The sequence below is a fragment of the Homoserinimonas flava genome (genome assembly GCF_054969005.1).
The window spans coordinates 324,736-345,412 of the sequence record NZ_JBUEQS010000003.1 but is presented as its reverse complement, the minus strand read 5'-3'; the positions used below and the strand labels follow the sequence as shown (position 1 = coordinate 345,412).

The 20,677-nt window shown below is 66.4% G+C and carries 23 protein-coding genes and 1 tRNA gene; 15 read left to right on the top strand and 9 right to left on the bottom strand.

What is annotated here, in order from left to right; translation table 11 throughout:
- Positions 1 to 86 precede the first annotated feature (86 nt).
- From ACY48M_RS10410 to ACY48M_RS10400, 3 genes are all read left to right on the top strand, one after another.
- Positions 87 to 1,271, top strand: a complete 1,185-nt coding sequence (locus tag ACY48M_RS10410; protein WP_462820217.1) for an acyl-CoA dehydrogenase family protein — start codon at positions 87 to 89, stop codon at positions 1,269 to 1,271.
- Between the two features lie 19 nt (positions 1,272 to 1,290).
- Positions 1,291 to 2,448, top strand: a complete 1,158-nt coding sequence (locus ACY48M_RS10405; protein WP_462820216.1) for an SGNH/GDSL hydrolase family protein — start codon at positions 1,291 to 1,293, stop codon at positions 2,446 to 2,448.
- 85 nt (positions 2,449 to 2,533) lie between these two features.
- Positions 2,534 to 3,166 (top strand): hypothetical protein, encoded by a 633-nt coding sequence (locus tag ACY48M_RS10400; RefSeq protein ID WP_462820215.1) that lies wholly within the window; start codon positions 2,534 to 2,536, stop codon positions 3,164 to 3,166.
- Positions 3,167 to 3,194: 28 nt separating this feature from the next.
- Here the strand turns inward: ACY48M_RS10400 and ACY48M_RS10395 are convergent, their stop codons facing one another.
- A complete protein-coding gene (locus ACY48M_RS10395; RefSeq protein ID WP_462820214.1) occupies positions 3,195 to 3,395 on the bottom strand; it encodes a hypothetical protein in 201 nt (66 codons plus the stop codon).
- 206 nt (positions 3,396 to 3,601) lie between these two features.
- Between ACY48M_RS10395 and ACY48M_RS10390 the strand changes: the two genes are divergently transcribed.
- Both ACY48M_RS10390 and ACY48M_RS10385 read left to right on the top strand, forming a co-directional pair.
- Positions 3,602 to 3,868 (top strand): helix-turn-helix transcriptional regulator, encoded by a 267-nt coding sequence (locus ACY48M_RS10390; protein ID WP_462820213.1) that lies wholly within the window; start codon positions 3,602 to 3,604, stop codon positions 3,866 to 3,868.
- Positions 3,861 to 5,177: a HipA domain-containing protein gene (locus ACY48M_RS10385; protein WP_462820212.1), complete on the top strand. Its 1,317-nt coding sequence runs from the start codon at positions 3,861 to 3,863 to the stop codon at positions 5,175 to 5,177. Before ACY48M_RS10390 ends, ACY48M_RS10385 begins: the two co-directional genes overlap by 8 nt.
- Positions 5,178 to 5,218: 41 nt before the next feature.
- Here the strand turns inward: ACY48M_RS10385 and ACY48M_RS10380 are convergent.
- From ACY48M_RS10380 to ACY48M_RS10370, 3 genes are all read right to left on the bottom strand, one after another.
- A tRNA-Gly gene (locus ACY48M_RS10380) sits at positions 5,219 to 5,292 on the bottom strand.
- A 91-nt stretch (positions 5,293 to 5,383) separates the two neighbouring features.
- Positions 5,384 to 6,055 carry an ABC transporter ATP-binding protein gene (locus ACY48M_RS10375; protein WP_462820543.1) on the bottom strand — a complete coding sequence of 224 codons (672 nt, stop codon included), beginning with the start codon at positions 6,053 to 6,055 and terminating at the stop codon, positions 5,384 to 5,386.
- Positions 6,056 to 6,117: 62 nt separating this feature from the next.
- Positions 6,118 to 7,587, bottom strand: coding sequence for an ABC transporter permease (locus ACY48M_RS10370; RefSeq protein ID WP_462820211.1), 1,470 nt, complete (start codon positions 7,585 to 7,587; stop codon positions 6,118 to 6,120).
- A 160-nt stretch (positions 7,588 to 7,747) separates the two neighbouring features.
- Between ACY48M_RS10370 and ACY48M_RS10365 the strand changes: the two genes are divergently transcribed.
- From ACY48M_RS10365 to dcd, 3 genes are all read left to right on the top strand, one after another.
- The gene (locus ACY48M_RS10365) at positions 7,748 to 8,302 is read left to right on the top strand and encodes a GNAT family N-acetyltransferase (RefSeq protein ID WP_462820210.1); all 555 of its coding nucleotides are present in this window, start codon (positions 7,748 to 7,750) and stop codon (positions 8,300 to 8,302) included.
- 77 nt (positions 8,303 to 8,379) lie between these two features.
- Positions 8,380 to 8,655, top strand: coding sequence for a hypothetical protein (locus tag ACY48M_RS10360; RefSeq protein ID WP_462820209.1), 276 nt, complete (start codon positions 8,380 to 8,382; stop codon positions 8,653 to 8,655).
- Positions 8,656 to 8,657: 2 nt separating this feature from the next.
- Positions 8,658 to 9,263 (top strand): dCTP deaminase, encoded by a 606-nt coding sequence (gene dcd / locus ACY48M_RS10355; protein WP_462820208.1) that lies wholly within the window; start codon positions 8,658 to 8,660, stop codon positions 9,261 to 9,263.
- 100 nt (positions 9,264 to 9,363) lie between these two features.
- Here the strand turns inward: dcd and ACY48M_RS10350 are convergent, their stop codons facing one another.
- Positions 9,364 to 11,463, bottom strand: coding sequence for an MMPL family transporter (locus ACY48M_RS10350; RefSeq protein ID WP_462820207.1), 2,100 nt, complete (start codon positions 11,461 to 11,463; stop codon positions 9,364 to 9,366).
- A gap of 95 nt (positions 11,464 to 11,558) precedes the next feature.
- Here ACY48M_RS10350 and ACY48M_RS10345 point away from each other — a divergent pair, with 95 nt between their 5' ends.
- Positions 11,559 to 12,041, top strand: a complete 483-nt coding sequence (locus ACY48M_RS10345) for a MarR family winged helix-turn-helix transcriptional regulator (RefSeq protein WP_462820206.1) — start codon at positions 11,559 to 11,561, stop codon at positions 12,039 to 12,041.
- A gap of 2 nt (positions 12,042 to 12,043) precedes the next feature.
- Here ACY48M_RS10345 and idi read toward each other — a convergent pair whose 3' ends face one another.
- Entirely contained in the window at positions 12,044 to 12,568 is a 525-nt protein-coding gene (gene idi, locus ACY48M_RS10340; protein WP_462820205.1) for an isopentenyl-diphosphate Delta-isomerase, read from the bottom strand.
- Here idi and ACY48M_RS10335 point away from each other — a divergent pair.
- From ACY48M_RS10335 to ACY48M_RS10310, 6 genes are read left to right on the top strand one after another with little or no spacing between them, the layout of a single operon-like run.
- Positions 12,567 to 13,637 (top strand): polyprenyl synthetase family protein, encoded by a 1,071-nt coding sequence (locus ACY48M_RS10335; RefSeq protein WP_462820204.1) that lies wholly within the window; start codon positions 12,567 to 12,569, stop codon positions 13,635 to 13,637. The genes idi and ACY48M_RS10335 overlap by 2 nt on opposite strands.
- Positions 13,634 to 14,518 (top strand): phytoene/squalene synthase family protein, encoded by an 885-nt coding sequence (locus ACY48M_RS10330; RefSeq protein ID WP_462820203.1) that lies wholly within the window; start codon positions 13,634 to 13,636, stop codon positions 14,516 to 14,518. Before ACY48M_RS10335 ends, ACY48M_RS10330 begins: the two co-directional genes overlap by 4 nt.
- A complete protein-coding gene (crtI, locus tag ACY48M_RS10325; protein WP_462820202.1) occupies positions 14,515 to 16,125 on the top strand; it encodes a phytoene desaturase family protein in 1,611 nt (536 codons plus the stop codon). The genes ACY48M_RS10330 and crtI overlap by 4 nt, the downstream gene beginning before the upstream one ends.
- Entirely contained in the window at positions 16,125 to 16,466 is a 342-nt protein-coding gene (locus tag ACY48M_RS10320) for a lycopene cyclase domain-containing protein (protein WP_462820201.1), read from the top strand. The genes crtI and ACY48M_RS10320 overlap by 1 nt, the downstream gene beginning before the upstream one ends.
- Positions 16,463 to 16,771, top strand: coding sequence for a lycopene cyclase domain-containing protein (locus ACY48M_RS10315; protein WP_462820200.1), 309 nt, complete (start codon positions 16,463 to 16,465; stop codon positions 16,769 to 16,771). Before ACY48M_RS10320 ends, ACY48M_RS10315 begins: the two co-directional genes overlap by 4 nt.
- Complete coding sequence (locus tag ACY48M_RS10310; protein ID WP_462820199.1) at positions 16,758 to 17,624, top strand: prenyltransferase; 867 nt, start codon at positions 16,758 to 16,760, stop codon at positions 17,622 to 17,624. Before ACY48M_RS10315 ends, ACY48M_RS10310 begins: the two co-directional genes overlap by 14 nt.
- Positions 17,625 to 17,644: 20 nt before the next feature.
- Here ACY48M_RS10310 and ACY48M_RS10305 read toward each other — a convergent pair whose 3' ends face one another.
- The 3 genes from ACY48M_RS10305 to ACY48M_RS10295 form a co-directional block, all read right to left on the bottom strand.
- Positions 17,645 to 18,061, bottom strand: a complete 417-nt coding sequence (locus ACY48M_RS10305; protein WP_462820198.1) for a MarR family winged helix-turn-helix transcriptional regulator — start codon at positions 18,059 to 18,061, stop codon at positions 17,645 to 17,647.
- Positions 18,062 to 18,126: 65 nt separating this feature from the next.
- Positions 18,127 to 18,921, bottom strand: a complete 795-nt coding sequence (locus ACY48M_RS10300) for an isocitrate lyase/PEP mutase family protein (RefSeq protein ID WP_462820197.1) — start codon at positions 18,919 to 18,921, stop codon at positions 18,127 to 18,129.
- Positions 18,922 to 19,095: 174 nt separating this feature from the next.
- Positions 19,096 to 20,451, bottom strand: a complete 1,356-nt coding sequence (locus ACY48M_RS10295; protein WP_462820196.1) for an MFS transporter — start codon at positions 20,449 to 20,451, stop codon at positions 19,096 to 19,098.
- Positions 20,452 to 20,677: the final 226 nt, after the last annotated feature.

The window sequence follows — 20,677 nt, the reverse complement described above, 5'->3', positions numbered from 1 at the left end:
CGCATGTCGTGCGGTCATCTCGGGCGGCGCCGTGTCTCACGTTGTGAAGGCCGACGAGGCCTGAGCTGGCGCGTTAAGCTGTGCGGATGATCGACGCGCGCGGGCCCATCGGTATCGACCCGTTCGGATTCGCCGAGACCCACCTGAGCGGCGGCGCGCTGGCGGCACTTGAGGGCCTGCGTGCGACCTTGGAGCGCGACATCCGACCGCTCATGGCGGAGGCGTGGGAGACGGCGACGATGCCCGACGCGGTGCTCGACGCGCTCGCGCCGCTCGACCTGATGCAGCCGGCTGGGGTGTCGAAGGCTGAAGCCGCCTCGAGCATGTTCTCGGGCTTCCGCAACTATGTGCTCGCACGCACGGACGTTTCGGTCGCGACGCTCTATAACGCGCAGTCGGGGCTGTTCCGCGCGACCGTGCGGCACGGCGGCTCGCCCGAGCAGGCTGCGGAGCTCGACCCGCAGATCCGCGCGTTCAACCTGAAGGGCGTGTTCGCGCTCACCGAACCCGACCACGGTTCGGATATCGCGGGCGGGCTCGCCACACAGGCCCGGCGCGAGGGTGACGCGTGGGTGCTTGACGGGGCGAAGCGGTGGATCGGCGGTGCCGCGGCGGCCGACGTGCTCGCGGTGTTCGCGCGCGACAGTGCCGACTCACAGGTCAAAGCGTTCCTTGTGCCCCGCGACGCGGAGGGCGTGCAGCTCGAGCCCATCCACGGCAAGATCTCGCTGCGCCCCATGCAAAACGCGGTCATCCGGCTCGACGGCGTGCGCGTGCCGGAGTCCGCGCGCCTGCAGCGGGTCGACAGCTGGCGGGATGTTTCGGCCATCCTTCGCGTCATGCGATCGGATGTCGCGTGGATCGCCACAGGGTTGCAGGCCGGCGCACTTGAGGCGGCCATCCGGTACACGCGGCAGCGCGAACAGTTCGGACGGCCCATCGGCGGCTTCCAACTCGTGCAGGAGAAGCTCGCCCGCATGCTCGGCAACCTCACTGCCTCCCTCGGCATGGTCGTGCAACTTTCTGCCCGGCAGGATGCCGGCGACTACGTCGACGAGAACTCCGCCCTCGCGAAGATGCACACCGCCGCGATGGCGCGCCAGACTGTCGCACTCGGCCGCGAGGTGCTCGGCGGCAACGGCATCCTCCTGGAACACGATGTTGCCCGGTTCTTCGCGGATGCCGAAGCGGTCTACTCCTACGAGGGCACCCACGAGATCAACTCGCTCATCGTCGGACGCGGCCTCACGGGGGAGTCCGCGTTCGTCTGACTGAAGGAATGAGCAGAGCATGATCGTCACCACCATCACCCCCGAGCTTGTCCACGGTGCGGCTGAGCTCGAGTCCACCGCGCGCGGCTTGCGTCCGCACCGTCTGTCCACGTGGGTGCGCGAGCAGTTCCCCGACCCGCAACTGATGATGGTGGAGGCGCAGCCCTCCGGAGTGCGGATTGTGGTGGCGACATCCGCTGAGACGATCGAGTTGGTGCTTCATACGACCCGTGTCGCGTACCGCGGTGCCGATCGCCCACGCGGGCACGTCGACCTGCTGCTCGACGGCAGTGTGGTCGCGAGCGACCAGCTCACGGGCGGGGATGTCATCGAGACAGATCTGCAGACGGGCGGCACCGAGTTTCGCGAGGGCAAGGCGCACACGGCGCGCTTCGCTGGGCTCCCTGCGGGCACGAAGCGGGTCGAGCTCTGGTTGCCGCACAACGAGTCGGTCGAGCTGGTCGAGCTGCACAGTGACGCACCGCTCTTGGCTGCGACTGTGCCGGAGCGGGTCTGGCTCCACCACGGAAGCTCGATCAGTCACGGCTCGAACGCCGCCACCCCGACCCAAATCTGGCCGGCGGTCGCGGCCCGGCGCGGCGGCGTCGCCCTTCGCAGCCTCGGTTTCGGCGGCAGCGCCCTCGTCGACCCGTTCGTCGCGCGCATAATCCGCGACACCCCAGCAGACTTCATCAGCGTGAAACTCGGCATCAACGTTGTGAACGCCGACTCGATGCGGCTCCGCGCGTTCGTTCCTGCGGTTCACGGGTTCATCGACACGATCCGCGACGGGCATCCGGCGACACTCATCGTGCTTGTGTCGCCGATCTTTTGCGGAATCCACGAAGACACTCCCGGGCCCGGCGCGATCGATCCGGCGTCGCTCAGCACCGAACAGGTGCGGTTCATCGCGACCGGCGTCGAGGGCGACACGCAGCAGGGTCGGCTCACGCTGCGGGTCATCCGCGATGCGCTCGCATCGCTGGCCGAGCGTCGCGCAACGGATGCGAACCTCCACTACCTCGACGGCACACGCCTCTACGGTGAGACGGATGCCGCAACCCACCCACTGTCGGATGCGTTGCATCCCGACTCCCAGACGCATCACCTGATCGGGGAGCGCTTCGCGGAGTACGCGTTCGCGTCGGAGGGGCCATTCGGGTTGCGTCGTGTCTAGGCGTTGGGACCGAACCTTCTCTGCTGCCACTCGCGCCCCTAGGCTGCAAGAGACCATGCCGTCACGCTGACTGAACGAGGACTTGATGACTCCAACGAATCGCATGCGGGGGTCGGCCGCGCTGCTCGTGTCGCTGCTCGCAATCCTCACCCTTGCCAGCTGTGCCGAGGAGGCCGCGACGGTCGAGGTGCCGCAGCTCAGTTCGGCGGAGAAGGAGGCGCTCAACGCCGACGAGTTGGATCAGCGTTGGGCGGCGATCGCCGCGGCGTATCCGGATGCCGTTCGGCCGGAGGTTCCGCGCATTCGGTTCGTAGACCTCGACGAGTCGCCTGACGTCACTGCAGAGTGTCTGACAGAGGAAGGCTTCCCTGCGGAGAGTGAAGGCGGCGGGGTCACGCAGCATCACATCGAAGGCCAGGAGCTTGAATCCGACATCGCGTCGTATGTCTGTGCCGCGAAGTATCCCGTGGATCCGGTGTTCAGTATCGCGCTGAATGATTCCCAGCTGCGCTTTCTCTACAACTACTTCGTGGAGAACCTCACCCCGTGTCTCGAAGCTGAAGGGTACGAGATCGGATCTCCCCCCGACGTGGAGTCGTTCATCAGTGGTTACGACAACTCTTCATGGGCACCGTACGACGAGCTTCTCGACGATGTCCCTGACTGGGATGCGCTCAATGCGACATGCCCGCAGACCCCGGAGGGGCTGTACGGCTAGTCTCCCGCACGTCTTCGTGGCGTCTGCCTCAGCGGTCCGTCGGCTCCTTGCTGGACCGTGTCGAGGATGCCCAGGGGCCAAAGAGCGCGAAGGCGACGGCACCAACAATGAGCGCAGCAAGAACCGGTTGCAGGTCGAGCGGCGCGAGGAGAAGAAATGCGAGGCCAACTATGGCCGCACGAATGACGAGCCAGACCCACATTCCGATGGTGCGTTGCTCAGGTGTCATCGGGTTCCTCTCGAATTGTGTCTGACATTACCGGTCACGTGGTCGGCCGATCGGACGTCGTTGGTCTGCTTTCGACCATTCTTAGCGAGCATCCGCTCTGACCGGCGTCGCTTGCTAGCTCACCGCCGCAGCATGTGTTGTTTTTCTCACACCGCCCCTGTAGTGTGAGAAACCGCACATTGGACTCTATGTGAGGAAAGTCACACATGCTCACTGCACGAATTACCGGCCCCGCAAGTATGGGGCTCATCTTGCGTGAGTCACGCTTGCGCCGAAACCTCACCCAAGAGCAGCTTGCCGACGCGCTTGGGGTGGACCGTCGCTACATAATCGAGCTGGAAAGTGGCAAGCCCACCAAGGCGCTCGAACGACTGTTTGAGTACATGGCCGAGACCGGTGTGCGCCTGCATGGCGAGATCACGGAGCCGGAAGGGCGAGATGTTCTCGCCGGATTTGAGGCCCTCGATGGCTGAACTCGCCGTCGACCTTTACGGAACACGCATCGGCACTCTCGCCGGCGATCGAAATCAATTCTCCTTCACCGCCTCCCGTGACGGGATCGACCGCTTCGGCACCGGCAGCACCGTGCTTTCCGTTGCGGTGCCGCTGCTGACCGCACCGAGTAGCCCGGAAAGGGCGCGGGCCTTCTTCGAAGAGTTGCTGTCCGAGGGACGAGTTAGGGAACAGCTGGCTGCGAACGCTCGGCTCGACTCATCAAACACGATCGGACTGCTCGCTCGGTATGGCCGCGACGTCGCAGGTGCCCTCCAGATCTGGGAACCAACTAGCCCTGATGAGCCCAGAACGCCGGAGGCTAGACCGGTCACCGCGACGGAGATTGCAGCCATGTTCGTCGAGGTCGGCCAGAATCCGCTCGGCAACAAGGGACGTCGCCGGCTGTCATCCCTCGCCGGGGTGCAGGACAAGGTCTTGCTGGCCAGAGTGGACGATCAATGGGCGGAACCACTCGACGGATTCCCGTCCACACACATCTTGAAGCCAAAGTCGAGCAGATACCCATCGCTGATCTTTGACGAGGAGTACGGATCTCGCTTCGCTAGGGGCGTGGGGCTCGCGAAATTCAGCACCACTATCGAAAAGTTCGGCGATGAGACGGCGCTCGTGATTGAGCGGTACGACCGGAACCGTAGTGGTGCACGCCTCCACCAAGAGGACTTCAATCAAGCCCTGGGATTCCTCGGTGACAGCAAATACGAGACGGGGGCGGGTGATGGCAGGCTCAAAGCCGTCGCCGGCATTCTGAGGGAACATTCCTCGGCCACCCAACTTCACAAGCTCATCCAAATGATGACCTTGTCTGTTGCCCTCGGCAACCTGGACATGCACGCGAAGAACGTCTCAATGCTCCACTCCCCGAGCGGGGAGGTGAGCCTCGCCCCCATGTACGACGTCGTGCCGCAGCTGCACATGGGCCTCGACGAAGACGTCGCTCTGTTCATCAACGGAAAACGCCACCTGTTCGATATCACCGGAGCAGACCTCGTTGCCGAAGCTGAGTCGTGGAAGTCTCGGAAAGCGAAGGTGACCATCACCGAGACCCTCGAACAGATCATTGGAATTGCAGAGGCTGAGGAGCCCCATGTTGCCGCCGGACAGGGGCTTCCGGAGACCGTGAAACGGCTCGCCAGGAATCTTCTCGACACGATCGGCAGCCAGACGCCAGCTGGGCCGAGCAACGCCCAGAAATCCACTCGTGATCGACCCCCGCAAGAGGTATTCCCCTCCCGGACCGCTCCCGGAGGGTGGGGAGGACCGGTCTAAGCCGACTGAACCAAAGGCGAGGCCCGAGCCTTCGTTGCAATTGGAGCGGATGACGGGAATCGAACCCGCGCTATCAGCTTGGGAAGCTGAAGTTCTGCCATTGAACTACATCCGCGCATCCGGCGAACCGGACTCGAACCATAGTAGACCAGGCCCGCCAAAGCCGGTGCCGAGCCCGCGACAGGAGGAGTGCCGCGGGCTCGGAGCTATGCCGCTTCGCGCACTGTGCCTTTCTTGATGATGAGACGGCGTTCGGCGCGGCGGGCGACCGCCGTGTCGTGGGTGACGATGATCACGGTGAGGCCTTTGCTGCGCCACAGCTCTTCGAGCAGGGCGAGGATCTCGTCGCGGGTTTCTTCGTCGAGTGCGCCGGTCGGTTCGTCGGCCAGCAACACTTCGGGTTCTTTCACGATGGCTCGGGCGATCGCCACACGCTGCTGCTGCCCGCCAGAGAGTTCGGTGGGCAGGTGGCCGCCGCGGTCGGCGAGACCAACGGATGCCAGCACTTCGGCCGCCCGTCGCTGTCGCTCGTCACGGCTCACGCCGAGTGGCACAAGTGCCATCTCCACGTTTTCTTGCGCCGTGAGGGTTGGGATGAGGTTGAAGCTCTGGAACACGAACCCCACCTGCTTTGCCCGCACCTCCGCCAGGGCGGTGTCGCGGAGCGCGGCAAGGTCGCGATCTCCGAGGGTGACGCTACCGCCGGAGGGGCGGTCGAGTGCCCCCAGCATCTGCAGCAGCGTGGACTTGCCACCGCCGGTCGGGCCTTGGATGGCGATGAGCTGTCCCTTCTGGATGCTCAGCGTCACCCCTTTGAGCGCGTCAACCGATCGGGCGCCCTGTTTGTAGCTCTTGCTGACGTTCTTCAGTTCGTACATGACAGTGCCTTTCGTCGGGGGAGCTGGGGGCGTCGCGGCCGTTGTGGTGTCGAGTGTGGACATCAGGCGACGCTCCTCAATGCTTCGGCCGGGCGCAGGCGGGCTGCGCGCCATCCGCCGATCGCACCGGCGAGGAGCCCTCCGAGCACGGCGAGCGCGACCGCGATGCCGATGACTTCGGGGGTGAGTGTGGCGTTGAGCACGACTTCGGTTGTGGCTTCTGCCGTCTCAGCGACTGCACCGCCAAACCCGCCGCCGCCTCCGAAGCCGCCTTCCCCTCCACCGCCAGGTCCGGCGGGTGTGGTGGAGGCCGACCCCGCGGTGAGGGTCACAGCGAAGGCGTTGACGATGGCGACGCCGATCACACCGACGACGATGCCGACTGCGCCACCGATGAGCCCCTGCACAACCGACTCGCCGGCGACCTGTCCGATGATGCGCTTGTTGGTCCAGCCGATGGCCTTCAGCGTGCCGAACTCACGGGTGCGTCGGGCAACACCGGAGACGGTGAAGAGGATGGCGATGAGGAACGCCGCCGCGAGCACCGCGATCGAGAGCCACGTGCCGAGGTTGGCCACGAGCGAGGATGCGGTCGAGAGCGAACCTGAGACGCTCGACGCTAGGTCGTCTTGCGTGCTCACGGTCGTTTCGGGCAGTGCCTCTTCGATGTCAGCCTGCACCTGCTCGATGTCGGTCGACGAGGCCGCCTGCACCGAGATGCCGGAGATCATGTCTTCTTCGCCCGACAGGGTCTGCGCGACATCGAGGGGGATGTACACGTTCGACGCTGTCGTCGCTTCTGCCGAACCGGAGGTGACCGTGCCGACCACCTCGAACTCGGTGTCGGCGATGGTGATGGTGTCACCGACGGCGAGGTCGGCGCCCGTCGCATACCCTGAGTCGAGCACCGCGACATACGCGCCGGTGTCGTCAGACTCGAGTCCGCGCCCGTCTTCGAGCTCCACCGATGCAAGTGGGCCGACAGCGGATGTCGCGGGGTCGAGCCCCATCACCGTGAAGGTTTCGACGCCGAATGAGCTGCCACCTTCACCATCCGCGCCCGTCGGCGGCTCGCCGCCGGAGCCCGGCTGGAACCCTTCGCTCATGTCGGGGATCTCGCCGCTGAACGTCGTGTTGGTGAGCGACAGCGTCGCGGATGCGCCGCTGACGTTGTCGATCGACTCAACCGTATCCAGGGCGGAGGCATCGAACACGGGGGTGCTGAATCCGGCAGCGAGTCGCGACTGGTTCAGCGAGGTGGTGCCGTCTTCGGTGGCGCCGTCTTCTGCTCCGAATTCGAACATCGGGCCGCCGCCCGCGCCTTCTTCGGGTTCTTCGACGGTTGCCGCAACAGTGATGTCGGTGCCGACGCCATACACAGATTCGAGCACAGACGATTGCGCATCGCGCACGCCTGTGGACACAGAGTTGACAATCATGACGAGGGCAATGGCAAGTGCCATGCCGAGGGCGACGATGGTGGTCTGCTTTCGGCGACCTGCCAACTCCCGCCGGAGATAGGTAAAGAACATGGTGCTCCTGTCTGCAAGGACCGCCCAGGGTCGGGGCGCAACCCGCTGTTCGCGGGACACGCCGAAGGTATTGGCAGTGCTTATGCCCTTCCCCACCTTTGGCTAAGAACTTGCTATGAACGATGTCGAGCCGGTTGTGTGCTGTCGCTACGCTCGAGATATGGCCCAGCTCGACTTCCGCGATGCGAGCAGCGTCGACATTCCGGCGATCATCGAGCTCGTTACCGCCGCCTACCGCGGCGATTCGAGTCGTGCGGGCTGGACGACCGAAGCCGACCTGCTCGAAGGCCAGCGCATCCACCCCGACGTGCTCGCCGACGACCTGCGACGGCCAGGCAGCATCGTGCTGCTCGCTGAAACCCGCAGTGTCGAGGGGCCGGATGCCGCGGCATCCGCCCTCGTCGGCTGCGCGCACCTCAGCCGTGCGAGCCCCGCCACCGCCTACTTCGGCATGTTCGCGGTGCGACCTGGCACGCAGGGCGGCGGGCTCGGTTCGGCGATCTTGGCCGAGGCGGAGCGCCGAGCATCCGTCGAATGGGGTGTCGCAACGGTCGAGATGACGGTGATCGAGCAGCGTGCCGAGCTCATCGCGTTCTATGAGCGTCGTGGTTACCGGCGCACGGGCGAGCACCGCGCGTTTCCCTACGGCGACGAGCGGTTCGGCCGACCCCTGCGCGACGACCTGAGGATGCTGGTGCTCGCCAAGCCCCTGTAAATGCTTGCCTTAGCCCCCATTTCTTGGTACTTTTCGCGCGGGGCGCGATTTTCGTGCCGATCTCGGGGGAGAACCAGATGTCGAAGTTCGGGGAACGATCGGTCAGGGTGGTCATCACCGCCACCATGCTCGGCGGGGCCATTGCGCTCATGCCGATGGCTGCGGCATCCGCTGCGCCGGTGGTGGTCAGCATCAGCGCCGACTCCACCGTGCCGGCACCGGCTGAGCGTGGCACGGTCGTCGCGACCGACCCACTCGCAGGGCAAGACCTCACGGGGGTCATCGTCGCGCTCGCCCTCATGTGTGCGGGTGCCGGCGTGCTCGCCTGGAGGCGCAGCGCAACTACGATGTGAGCATGCTGCTCTCCGACCGCGACATCAACGCTGAACTCGATTCGGGCCGCATCGGCCTCAGCCCGAGTGACCCGGAGATGGTGCAACCGTCGAGCGTCGATGTGCGCCTCGACCGGTACTTTCGTCTTTTCGACAACCACAAGTACCCCTACATTGACCCGGCCGAAGACCAGCCGGAGCTCACCCACCTGCTCGAGGTCGACGCTGACAAGCCGTTCATCCTCCACCCCGGCGAGTTTGTACTCGGTTCCACCTATGAGCAGGTGACGCTGCCCGACGACATCGCGGCTCGGCTCGAGGGCAAGAGTTCACTCGGCCGCCTCGGCCTCCTCACCCACTCCACCGCCGGCTTCGTAGACCCCGGCTTTTCCGGCCATGTCACGCTGGAGCTGTCAAACGTCGCGACCCTGCCCATCAAGCTGTGGCCGGGCATGAAGATCGGGCAGCTCTGCTTCTTCAGGCTCACCTCGCCCGCCGAGCGGCCATACGGCTCTGGCGCGACGTTCTCGCGGTACCTCGGCCAGCGTGGGCCCACCGCGAGCCGCTCGCACCTCAACTTTCACCGCACGGATGTCTCGGCCACCGACGCCGGGAGCCCCGGCCAGTAGCATCCGCCTGCTACTCGCCTCCCCTCTACGTTCTCGCCACGCCACCCCTCCGTTCTCGCAGATGACGGGTTTTCGGCACGATGAGCTCGCCGCGGCAGCGTCATCCCGCCGGAATCGCCTCATTCGTGGCGTCGGGCCGCGGCGCCCCGGCCCGCGGCGCCCCGCGCCGCGGCCACCAGAACCAGTCGCCGAGCATGAACGCGAACGCCGGCACGATGACGGTGCGCACGAGGAGCGTGTCGATGAGCACGCCGACGCAGACGATGATGCCGATCTGCGTGAGCGTGATGAGCGGCAGCACGCCGAGCACCGCGAAGACGGCGGCGAGCAGGATGCCGGCGCTCGTGATGACCCCACCGGTCGCCGCGAGGGCGCGCACCATGCCGCGGCGAGTGCCGAGGGTGTCGGCCTCTTCGCGAGCGCGGGTGACCAAGAAGATGTTGTAGTCGACCCCGAGCGCGACGAGGAAGAGGAAGCTGAACAGCAGCACCGAGGTGTCGAGCGCCGGAAAGTCGAAGACTGTCTGGAACAGCATCCACGACGCCCCCACGCTCGCAAAGTACGACGCGACCACCGTGAGCAGTAGGATGGCGGGCGCAAGCAGCGAGCGCAACAGCAGCACGAGCACGATGAACACGACCACGAGAATGAGCGGGATGACGAGCGCCTGGTCGCGCTCCTGGGCCTCTCGCTCGTCGAGGCTTTCGGCATCCGTGCCGCCGACGAGGGCGTCGGCGCCGTCGACCGCATCGAGTTCGGCGCGCAGTTCTGTGACAATCGCGAACGCTTCGGGGGTTTCGGCGGCCGCGTCGAGCTGCACGCTCACCTGGGTGATCTCGCCGTTGCTTTCGCCGACGGTGGCGCTCTCGACCCCGTCGATGTCGGATGCCGCATCCGCAACCTCGTCGGCGGCATCCGCATTGGCGATCACGACGGCGGGTGACCCGCTCCCCGCCGAGAACGCGTCGGCGATGACCTCCTGACCGGTGACGGCTTCTGGCGTGGCGGTGAAGCGTTCGGTTTGCGTGAGCCCGACCTGCACTTGGGGTGCCGCGCTCGCGAGGCCGGCAAGGATCACGATGCCGATGATGGCGACGATTGCTGGGCGCTTGGCGACGCGCGTTCCAAGGCCGAACCAGAAGCCGCGGGCGAGACGGTCGTCTGAGCTGAAGTGGGGCACGTAGGGCCAAAAGAGGGTGCGGTTGAAGAGCACAAGGGCGGCGGGCAGCACGATGAGGGCGAAGAGCATGGCGACGACGATGCCGGCGGCGCAGGCGAGGCCGAGCGCGCGGTTGCCACTGAGTTCGGCGAAGAGCAGGGTGACGAGGCTGAGGGCCACGGTGCCGCCGGAGGCGACGATGGCCGGGCCGGCACCGCGCATGGCCGCGCGCATGGCGTCGCGCCGATCTTCGTGCGTGCGGAGTTCGTCGCGGTATCTGGCGATGAGCAGCAGGGCGTAGTTGGTGCCGGCGCCAAAGACGAGCACGGAAAGAATGCCGGTGATGGAGGCGTCGAGCTCGACGCCGACGCCGGCAGCGACCTGGCGTGCAACAACTCCGGCGACGGCGTCGGCGAGCCCGACGACGACGAGCGGCACGAGCCAGAGCCACGGACTGCGATAGGTGACGATGAGCAGCAGCGCGACCACGATCACGGTGGTGAGCAGGAGGGTGAAGTTGGCTCCCGCGAAAACGCCGGCGAGGTCGACCGCGAATCCTTCGGCACCGGTCATGAGCCCCGTGAGCCCGGCCGGGAGATCTTCATTCGCGAGCGCGCGGATGTCGGCGGCCCGGTCGGCGCGTTCGTCGACATCGTCGATGAGGTCGAGTGGGAGGACGAGGAGTGCGGCGGTTCCATCGTCCGAGACGGTGGCGGGCGGGAGGGCGTCGCTGCTCGAGTAGTCGAGCAGCGCGTCACCGCGCTCGGTGATCGCCGCGAGGTCGTCGTCGGTGAGTTCGGCACCGGCGTCGCTCCCGTCGCGGGAGTAGACGAGCAGCGCCGAGGTGGTGTCGGCCCCTGGCAGCTCGTCTTGGAGGGCGGCAACCTGCGCCGACTCGGCACTCTCTGGCAGCCCGGTCGCTGGGGCCCCTTCGCTGCCTTCGCCGCCGAAGGTGAGGAGCGCCGCGCTCGCGAGCGCGGCGAGCACGAGCACGATCCACGAGGTTTTGGCGGCGGTGACGAAGTGGCGGAGGTGACGCATGGGGTGTCCTTGGGAACGGAGGAATGACGCGGGCAAGAGAAAGTCGCTAAAAACTCGAGTAGCTAGAGTATCTAGCAATCACCTAGAATAGACAAATGCGCGACGAAAGCCTGCCCGAGCCGAGAGTCAAGGGGGTCCACGAGACGACCCGGCTCCTCCGGGAATTCACGCAACTCAGCGACGCGTTCTCCCTGCATCTTGGTCGCCAGCTCACCGTCAACCCCACCGATCTTCAGGCGATGCAGCACCTCATCATGCGCGGCCCCATGAGCCCAACCGAGCTTGCGCGTGCCCTCGACATCAGCACGGCCTCAACGACCGTCGTCATCGACCGGCTCACCAGGGTGGGGCATGTTTCGCGCGCGCCGCATCCAACCGACCGTCGCGGCGTCGTGGTGGTGCCCGAGCCGACGTCGATCGACAACGCGATGGCGGTGCTCATGCCCATGATCATGGGCATCGACCGGGTGATTCATGAGTTCGATGAGCAGGAGCAGCAGGTTGTGACCGACTACCTGCGGCGCATCGTCGAGGTCTACCGCTCAAGCATCCCTGAGCCGGCGACGGGGGCGTCGTGATGTCAGTTCGCGGGCCACTGCTCGAGCTGCATCGCAAGCCACGGGCTGAAGGCGAATGGCGTCGCTGTCACGGCCGCCGCGAGGTCCGCGGGGCTCACCCACGCGTATTCGGCGATCTCGTCCGCCGCCGGGGCGAGCTCGCCGACGAGCCGCGCGCGGTACACGGGGCACACCTCGTTCTCGACGACACCGGATGCATCGACCGCCCGATAGCGGAACCCCGGCAGCACCACCTCAACGTCGGCCACCGTGGCACCGAGCTCACGCTCCCCGCGCCGCACGATCGCCGCTACCGGGTCCTCCTCAGGGCCGGGGTGGCCGCAAAAGCTGTTGCTCCACACGCCGGGCCAGGTCGCCTTGCCGAGCGCGCGGCGGGTCACGAGAATCTCGCCACGGTCGTTGAACAGGTGGCACGAGAAGGCCAGGTGCAGCGGGGTCTCCGCGGTGTGCACGGTCGCCTTATCGGCGGTGCCGATGCGTGACCCATCCTCGGCAAGCAGGACGACAAGTTCGGAGAGTGAATCCATGATGCGTAGTCTGCCGCACCCGGATGGGCGACAGCGCTACGACGATGTTGTTCGCGTGCTCGACGAGTTTTTCGATGCATCCGGAAGCCGAGCGGTCGCCCACGGCCCGCAATACGTGGAGCTGTGGCGCGAGCTGCGCGAGAACACGACGGGCGGCAAAATGTTTCGGCCCCGCATGGTCGTCGCCGCGTTTGACGGGCTCGGCGGCCGCGAGAGCGAGTCGGTCGCCTGGGTCGGCGCGGCCTTCGAACTCCTGCACACCGCGCTCATCGTGCACGATGACGTCATCGACCGTGACTTCGTGCGGCGCGGGCGGCCCAACATTTCGGGCACCTACCGTGACCGGGCCAGGGCGGCCGGGGTGCCGGATGGCGAAGCCGAGCATCACGGTCTCAGCGCGGCGGTCGTCGCGGGCGACCTCGCCCTCTTCTACTCGTATCGCCTCATCGACCGCAGCGGGGTGAGCGAGGCGACCCGCGAGCGCCTCGTCGAGCTCATGGATGAGGCCCTCTTCGCGAGTGCCGCCGGCGAGCTGCTCGACCTCGACTATTCGGGCTCGATCTCAATCCCCACCGTCGACAACATCCTGTCGATGGCTCGCCTCAAGACCGCCGTCTACTCGTTCGAGGTGCCGCTCAAGGCGGGTGCCGTGCTCGCCGGTGCCGACGAGACCGTGATCGAGTCGATGGGCGATTTCGGCCAGGAGATTGGCACCGCCTACCAGATCGTCGATGACCTGCTCGGGGCGTTCGGCGACGCCGTCGTCACGGGCAAATCCAATACGAGCGACCTGCGCGAGGGCAAGCGCACCGTGCTCGTCGCGCACGCCGCCGCCACCGAAGTGTGGGCCGACATGGCACCCCTCTTCGGCTCGCCAACCCTGTCGGATGCCGATGCCGACGCCCTCCGTGCGAAGCTTGAGTCGAGCGGTGCGAAGGCCTACGCCGAAGCGCTGCTCGCCGAGCATGTCGAGCGGGCCAACGCCGTCCTGACCCGACCGCACATCCCGGCAGCGTTGCGGCACCAGCTTGAGCCCGTGATCGACATCGTCCTGAGGAGGGGTCGTTGACCCAGCAGAAGTCACTGCGTCGCCTCGACCTCTACACCCGCGTGTGCGAGCGGGCGGCGGCCCTCGTCATCCGGGAGTATTCGACCTCCTTCGGCGCGGCATCCCGGCTGCTTGAGGCCCCGGTGCGCCGTCACGTCGCGAACATTTACGCTCTCGTGCGCATCGCCGATGAGGTCGTCGACGGTGCATCCGATGACGCTGGGCTCGCGCGTGATCAGGCCGCCGCGGCGCTCGATGAGCTCGAAGCGCAGACCAACCGGGCGCTTGAGCACGGCTACTGCACCAACCCGATCGTGCACGCCTTCGCCGTGACGGCCCGTGAGGTTGGCTTCGGCCACGAGCTCACGGCACCGTTCTTCGCGTCAATGCGGGCCGATGTGCACGAGACGGAGCACGACCCAGAATCGTTCGCCCGCTACGTCTACGGCTCGGCCGAAGTCATCGGGCTCATGTGCCTCCGCGCGTTTCTCGTCGGGCACGAGCGCAGCGACGCGCAGCTGCTCGAGCTGCACGCCGGAGCGAGGGCGCTCGGCGCCGCGTTCCAAAAGATCAACTTCCTCCGCGACCTCGCCGACGACTATGAGGCGCTCGGCCGCAGCTACTTTCCCCACGTCGACCTCGCCGGCTTCACCGAGGCCGACAAAGTGCGCATCCTCGACGACATCGACTCCGACCTTCGGGTCTCGAGCGCCGCGCTGCCCCTGCTCCCCGCCGGCAGTCGTCGCGCCGTGTGCCTCGCCCAGTCGCTGTTCGCAGAACTCGCCAAACGGCTGCGGGCGACCCCGGCATCCGAAATCCTGCAAGCGCGGCTCAGCGTGCCGACCCCCGTCAAGGTGCGCCTCGCGGCCGCCGCCGCCGCAGGAAGGATGCCGCAGCAGTGAGCACCGCAGACCCCAAGACGATCGTCGTGATCGGGGGTGGCATCACGGGCCTTGCGACGGCGGGGCTCCTCGCGCGCGAAGGGCACGTCGTCACGCTCCTCGAAAAGCAGCCGACCGTTGGGGGCCGCGCCGGGCTGCTCGAGCTTGATGGCTTCCGCTTCGACACGGGTCCGTCGTGGTACCTCATGCCCGAAGTGTTCGACCACTTTTTTAGGCTCATGGGCACGAGCGCGGCCGAACAGCTTGACCTCGTCACGCTCGACCCCGGGTACCGCGTCTACTTCGAAGGCTACGAGCAGCCCATCGAGGTGACCTCCGATCGCGACGAGAACATCGCCCTGTTCGAGTCGATCGAGCCGGGGGCGGGCGCCCGGCTCGCCCGCTATCTCGACTCCGCCGCCGACACGTACACGATGGCGAAGCGCCGGTTCCTCTACTCGACCTTCGCGTCGTTTGCGCCGCTCCTTCGGGGCGATGTGCTCGGGCGGATGCCACGGCTCGCCCGACTCCTCCTGCAGAGCCTCGACAGCTTCGCCGCGCGCACGGTGCGCGACCCACGCCTGCGGCAGATCCTCGGCTACCCGGCCGTGTTCCTCGGCTCGTCGCCGTTCCAGACGCCGAGCATGTACCACCTCATGAGCCACCTCGATATGACCGACGGCGTCTACTATCCGATGGGCGGGTTCACGCGGGTCATCGACCGCATCGCCGCACTCGCGGCAGACGCGGGGGTGGAGATCCGCACCTCGGCGCCCGTCTCGCGCATCCTCGTCTCGGGCGGTATCGCCATCGGTGTGGAACTCGAGAGCGGCGACGTCATCGACGCCGAACTTGTCGTCTCGACCGCCGACCTGCACCACAGCGAAACCACGCTGCTCGCGCGACAGCATCAGACCTACCCGGCCGAGTATTGGAAGAAGCGGGTCGCAGGCCCCGGCGCCATGCTCCTCTACCTCGGCGTCGAGGGCGAGCTGCCGGCGCTCGAACACCACACCCTGCTGTTCGCGCGCGACTGGCGCCGCAACTTCGACGCCATCTTCGGCGAAACCACGAGCATCCCCGAGGTGCCGAGTCTCTACGTCTGCAAGCCCTCCGGCGTCGACCCGGATGTCGCGCCAGCCGGCACCTCGAACGTATTTGTGCTCGTGCCGATCCCCGCCGACCCGAGTCTCACCGAGCTCGACGCCCTCGGCGACAGGGTCATCGCGCAGATCGCGGAATGGACGGGCACCCCCGACCTCGCCGAGCGCATCATCGTGCGCCGCACGGTCGGCCCGGCCGACTTCGCGGCCGACCTCAACGCCTGGAAGGGCTCCGCCCTTGGCCCGGCGCACACCCTGAAGCAGAGCGCGTTCTTCCGCGGAGCGAACGCGAGTAAACACGTCGAGGGGCTGCTCTACGCGGGCAGTTCGAGCATCCCCGGCATCGGCCTGCCCATGTGCCTCATCAGCGCCGAGCTCGTGCTCAAGCGGCTCCGCGGTGACACCTCGACGGAGGCGCTGCCGGAGCCGGCCCCCTCGCGGGTTCAGCCCGTCGAACCCCGCCCCGAAGCACAGACCCCGCCGGTTGAGCCTGTCGAAACCGCGCTGCCTCCCGAGCGCCCCTGATGGCGTTCGCGTATCTCGGGGCACTGCTCGTCTCGCTCTTCTGCATGGGCCTGCTCGACCGGCGCTTCACCCTCTTCTTCTGGCGTGACGCACGCCGGGCCGCGATGGTGCTCCCCCTCGGTGTCGCGTTCTTTCTCCTCTGGGATCTCGGCGGCATCGGCCTCGACATTTTCTACCGTGGCGGCAGCCCCTGGATGACGGGCATCGAGCTCGCGCCCGAGCTCCCGCTCGAGGAGGTCTTCTTCCTCGCCCTCCTCTGCTGGGTCACGATGAATGCGTATGGCTGGCTGAGCGCGCCTCGCTCCAGCGCCGTATCGAATCCCGAAACGGAGCACCCATGACCTACTGGGCGCTCAACGCGGTGTTCCTCGCGGTGACGGCGGTCGTCGCATCCGGCGCCCTGCTCACCCGCCGCGCACCGAAGTGGCGGGCCGTCGTCATCACTGGCATCGCCGTGCTGCTCATGACGGCGGTGTTCGACAACCTGATGATCGCCGCCGACCTCTTCACCTACAACCCCGACCGCATTTCGGGCGCGTTCTTGGGGCTCGCCCCGCTCGAAGACTTCGCCTACGCGATCGCGGCCGTCGTGCTGCTGCCGTCCCTGTGGCACCTGCTGGAGGGGCGCCGGCGTGCACACGATTAGAACCCTGCTGCTCTCGTCACGGCCACTGAGCTGGATCAACACGGCGTTCCCCTTCGCCGCCGCCTACCTGCTCACGGTGCGCGAGGTCGACGCGGTGCTCATCGTCGGCACCATCTACTTCCTCATCCCCTACAACCTGGCGATGTACGGCATCAACGACGTGTTCGACTACGAGTCTGACCTCGCGAATCCGCGCAAGGGCGGCGTGGAGGGCGCACTCCTCGACCCGTCGCTGCACGGCCCGACGCTCTGGGCGGCGGCGCTCAGCAACATCCCGTTCCTTCTCTATCTCGTCGTGGTCGGCGGGTCCCTCTCGTGGCTTGTGCTCGCGGTCAGCGTGTTCGCGGTCATCGCATATTCGGCCAAGGGGCTCCGTTTCAAAGAGCGCCCCGTGCTCGACTCCGTCACCTCCGCCACCCACTTTGTGTCGCCGGCCCTCTTCGGGCTCGTGCTCGCGGGTGCCGACCTGACACCCGCGCTCTGGATGATCCTCGCCGCATTCTTCTCATGGGGGATGGCGAGTCACGCTTTCGGTGCAGTACAAGACGTGCTCGCCGATCGGGAGGGAGGGATCGCCTCCATCGCGACCGTCTTCGGTGCCCGCACGACCGTGCGCATCGCGATCGGCCTCTACCTGCTCGCGGGCGCGCTGCTGCTCTTTGCCGGGTGGCCTGCGGCGCTCGCCGCCGTGCTCGCGCTGCCATACGTCTGGGCGTGCGCACCCTTCTGGAGCATCACGGATGCCACTGCCGAGACAGCACACCGCGGCTGGCGCAAGTTCCTCGCGCTCAACTTCGCGTGCGGGTTCCTCGTGACGATGCTGCTCATCCTCTGGTGGAACCTCTCGGCGTAGCCGCCCGCCCCTGCCGCCAGCTACTCCGCGTACCCCAGGTTGCGCGCCATCGTCTCGAGTGACCGCAGCGTTGTCGCGTACTCGTCTTCGCTGAGCCCCTGCGCGACCGAGTTGCGCAGCCCATCGACGACCTCGCTGAGGCGCGTGAAGGCGATCGTGCCGCGCTCGGTGATGGCATATTCGCCCGCCTCGACGGTGACCCAGCCGCTCTCCCTCAGCTCGCCCAGGTGGTCGCTTGCCGACTCGGTGCCGCCCGGCTCAAGAAACGGCGCGATGACCGCATCAAGCTGTTCGATTGTCGCCCGGCTCGCCGCAATGACGCTGAGTAGCTGCCACTGCCGCCTGGTCACGCCGTGCTCTTCGATGATGGCGGCGAACCGCTCCTCGATGAGGCGGTCGACGAGCTTCAGCCAATATCCGATCGGTCTCTCAGCCATGCCCTCACGATACGCATCCTGCCCCGCCCCCACAACGATTCAGGGGGCGGATGCTGCGCCCTGCCTCAATACTTGAAGCCGAGCTCCTCGGGGTATTCGTCGAGGCTGACAAGTTTCGCGGTCGCCGCCTGCAGGTGGGCGAGGGTGAGTCCGAGCGTGCCCGGACCGAAGCTCACGCGGGCGACGCCGAGTTCGGCGAGACGCTTGAGTGGCACGGCGCCTGGCCCGCCGATGACGGAGATGAGTCCGTCAACTTCGGCGAGGGCGTTTTTGACCTTCTCTTCCGTGTTGAGCCCGAGAAAGAAGATGCAGTCGGCGCCGGCCTCGAGGTAGGCGTTCGCGCGCTTGACAGCTTCGTCCCATTCGCCGTTCGGCCCGGCGAGGGTGTCGACGCGGGCGTTGATGACGATCGGCACCCCGGAGACCGAGGCCGCTTTGCGGGCGGCAGCGACCCTGGCGGCGGCGGTGTCAATGTCGAACTGCGGTGCTTTGGCGGGCCCGACGCTGTCTTCGATGTTGATGCCGGCCGCGCCGAGCTCGATGAGCCGTTCGACATTCGCTTCGACACCTCTCGCGTCTTCGGCATAGCCCTTTTCGAAGTCGACTGAGACGGGGAGCTCAGTGGCGTCGATGATGAGTTTGACGGCGGCGAGGGCCTGATCGACGGTGAGGCCTTCACCGTCTGGCACCCCGTGCGCAAACGAGATCGAGTGGCTTGCGGTGGCGAGGGCCTTCACTCCTGGCACGTCGGCGACGATGCGTGCCGTGACGGCATCCCAGACGTTGGCGACGATGAGGGGGCTGCCGGGCACGTGCAGCGAGCGCAGGAGTTCGGCCTTAACGAAGGTGGGGTTGGTCATGACCTAAGAGTGCACCCGAGCGGTGACATCCGCCACCTCCCAATCTGCCCGCCGCGCAAATTCAGGAGATTTGATGCCGCGGCTCGCCCCGGGTCGCGAGATTCCGGGGCCGCGGCGCGAGCCGGTGCACGATCTCCTGAGTTTCCGAAGGTGGGGCCCTCCTGTTGCAGAGGGTCAGCTTATTTCGGACTGCTTTGCCTTGACGAACACCATGACTCCGAGGCCGGCGAGCAAGACGATCACGATGCCGAGGATGCCGAGGCGGGTGTCGCCCGACCAGCCCACGAACATGGCGAAGAGGGCCGGGGTGAGAAAGCTCACGGCGCGGCCGGTGGTGGCGTAGAGCCCGAAGATTTCGCCTTCGCGCCCGACCGGCGTGATGCGGGAGAGGAAGCTGCGGCTCGCCGACTGCACCGGGCCGACGAAGAGGCAGAGGATGAGACCGCAGACCCAGAAGCCGGTCTGCCCGTCGCCGACGAAGAGCACGGTGGTGCCGGCGGCGACGAGCCCGACGAGCGAGAAGATGATGATCGTTTTGGCGCCGAGCTTGTCGTCGAGCCAGCCGCCGACGAAGGTGCCAATGCCGGCGACGAGGTTCGCGGCGATGGCGAAGAGGATGACTTCGGTGCTGGAGAAGCCGAAGACTTGCGCCGCGATGATGGCCCCGAAGGTGAAGACGCCCGCGAGCCCGTCGCGGAAGATGGCACTCGCGAGCAAGAAGAGCAGCACCTGGGGGCTCTGTTTGGCGAGCTTGCGAATGGTGTTGAACAGCACGCCGTAGGAGGCGAAGAAGCTGACGCGATTGGCCCGTTCGGTGCTTTCGATCTCGGGCACGCGGAACAGGAGCGGGAGGGCGAAGACCGCGAACCAGATGGCGGAGGCGAGCACGGCGAGACGGATGTTGAGCCCGCCGTCACTCGTGATGCCGAGAATGCCGGTGTCGTCGAAGCCGATGAAGAGCACGAGGAGTACGAGCAGGAGCACGATGCCGCCGACGTAGCCGAGACCCCAGCCGAAGCCAGAGATCTTGCCGACGTTGTCACGCGTGGAAACCTGCACGAGCATGGCGTTGTAGTTGACGCTCGCGAATTCGAAGAAGACGTTGCCGGCGGCGAGGAGCACGGCCCCGAGCACGAGGAACTCGGGGGTGCCCTCGACGAAGACCATGGCGGTCATCGCCAGGACCACCACGAGCGTGTTGATGGCGAGCCAGTATTTGCGCCGGCCTGAGCCGTCGGAGCGCTGTCCTAGCACGGGGGCGAGCAGGGCGATGAGCACGCCGGCGATCGCGAGCGCCACCCCGACGAGGCTGGCATTCTCGGCGAGGGCCCGCACGAGGGCGGGGTCGCGGTCGTCACCGCCGGCGGCCTCGACGATGGCCCGATCGACGAAGAGTTGGCTGCTGAGGTAGGTGCTGAAGACGAAGGTGGTGACGACGGCGTTGAACGATGCCGATCCCCAGTCCCACAGGGCCCAGGCGACGATGCGCTGCCGTTGGGTTTTCACATCGACCTGCGTGTCGGAGCTCATGCGCTCAGGCTAGCGGCGATGGGTAAACATTCGGTGCTCCACAAGTGGGGGCAGCGTGGCGTGGCGAAGTTGAGTAGCTTCGACTCAGGTTTTCGGGAGCAAACTTGACATCGCTCGACTCATGAATAAACTTGAGCATGTCCGACTCAACTCTCGCATTCTGCGATGAACGGCCGAGGGCCCACAGACTTCCTGTCTTACACCGCAACATCTAAGGAGAACACGC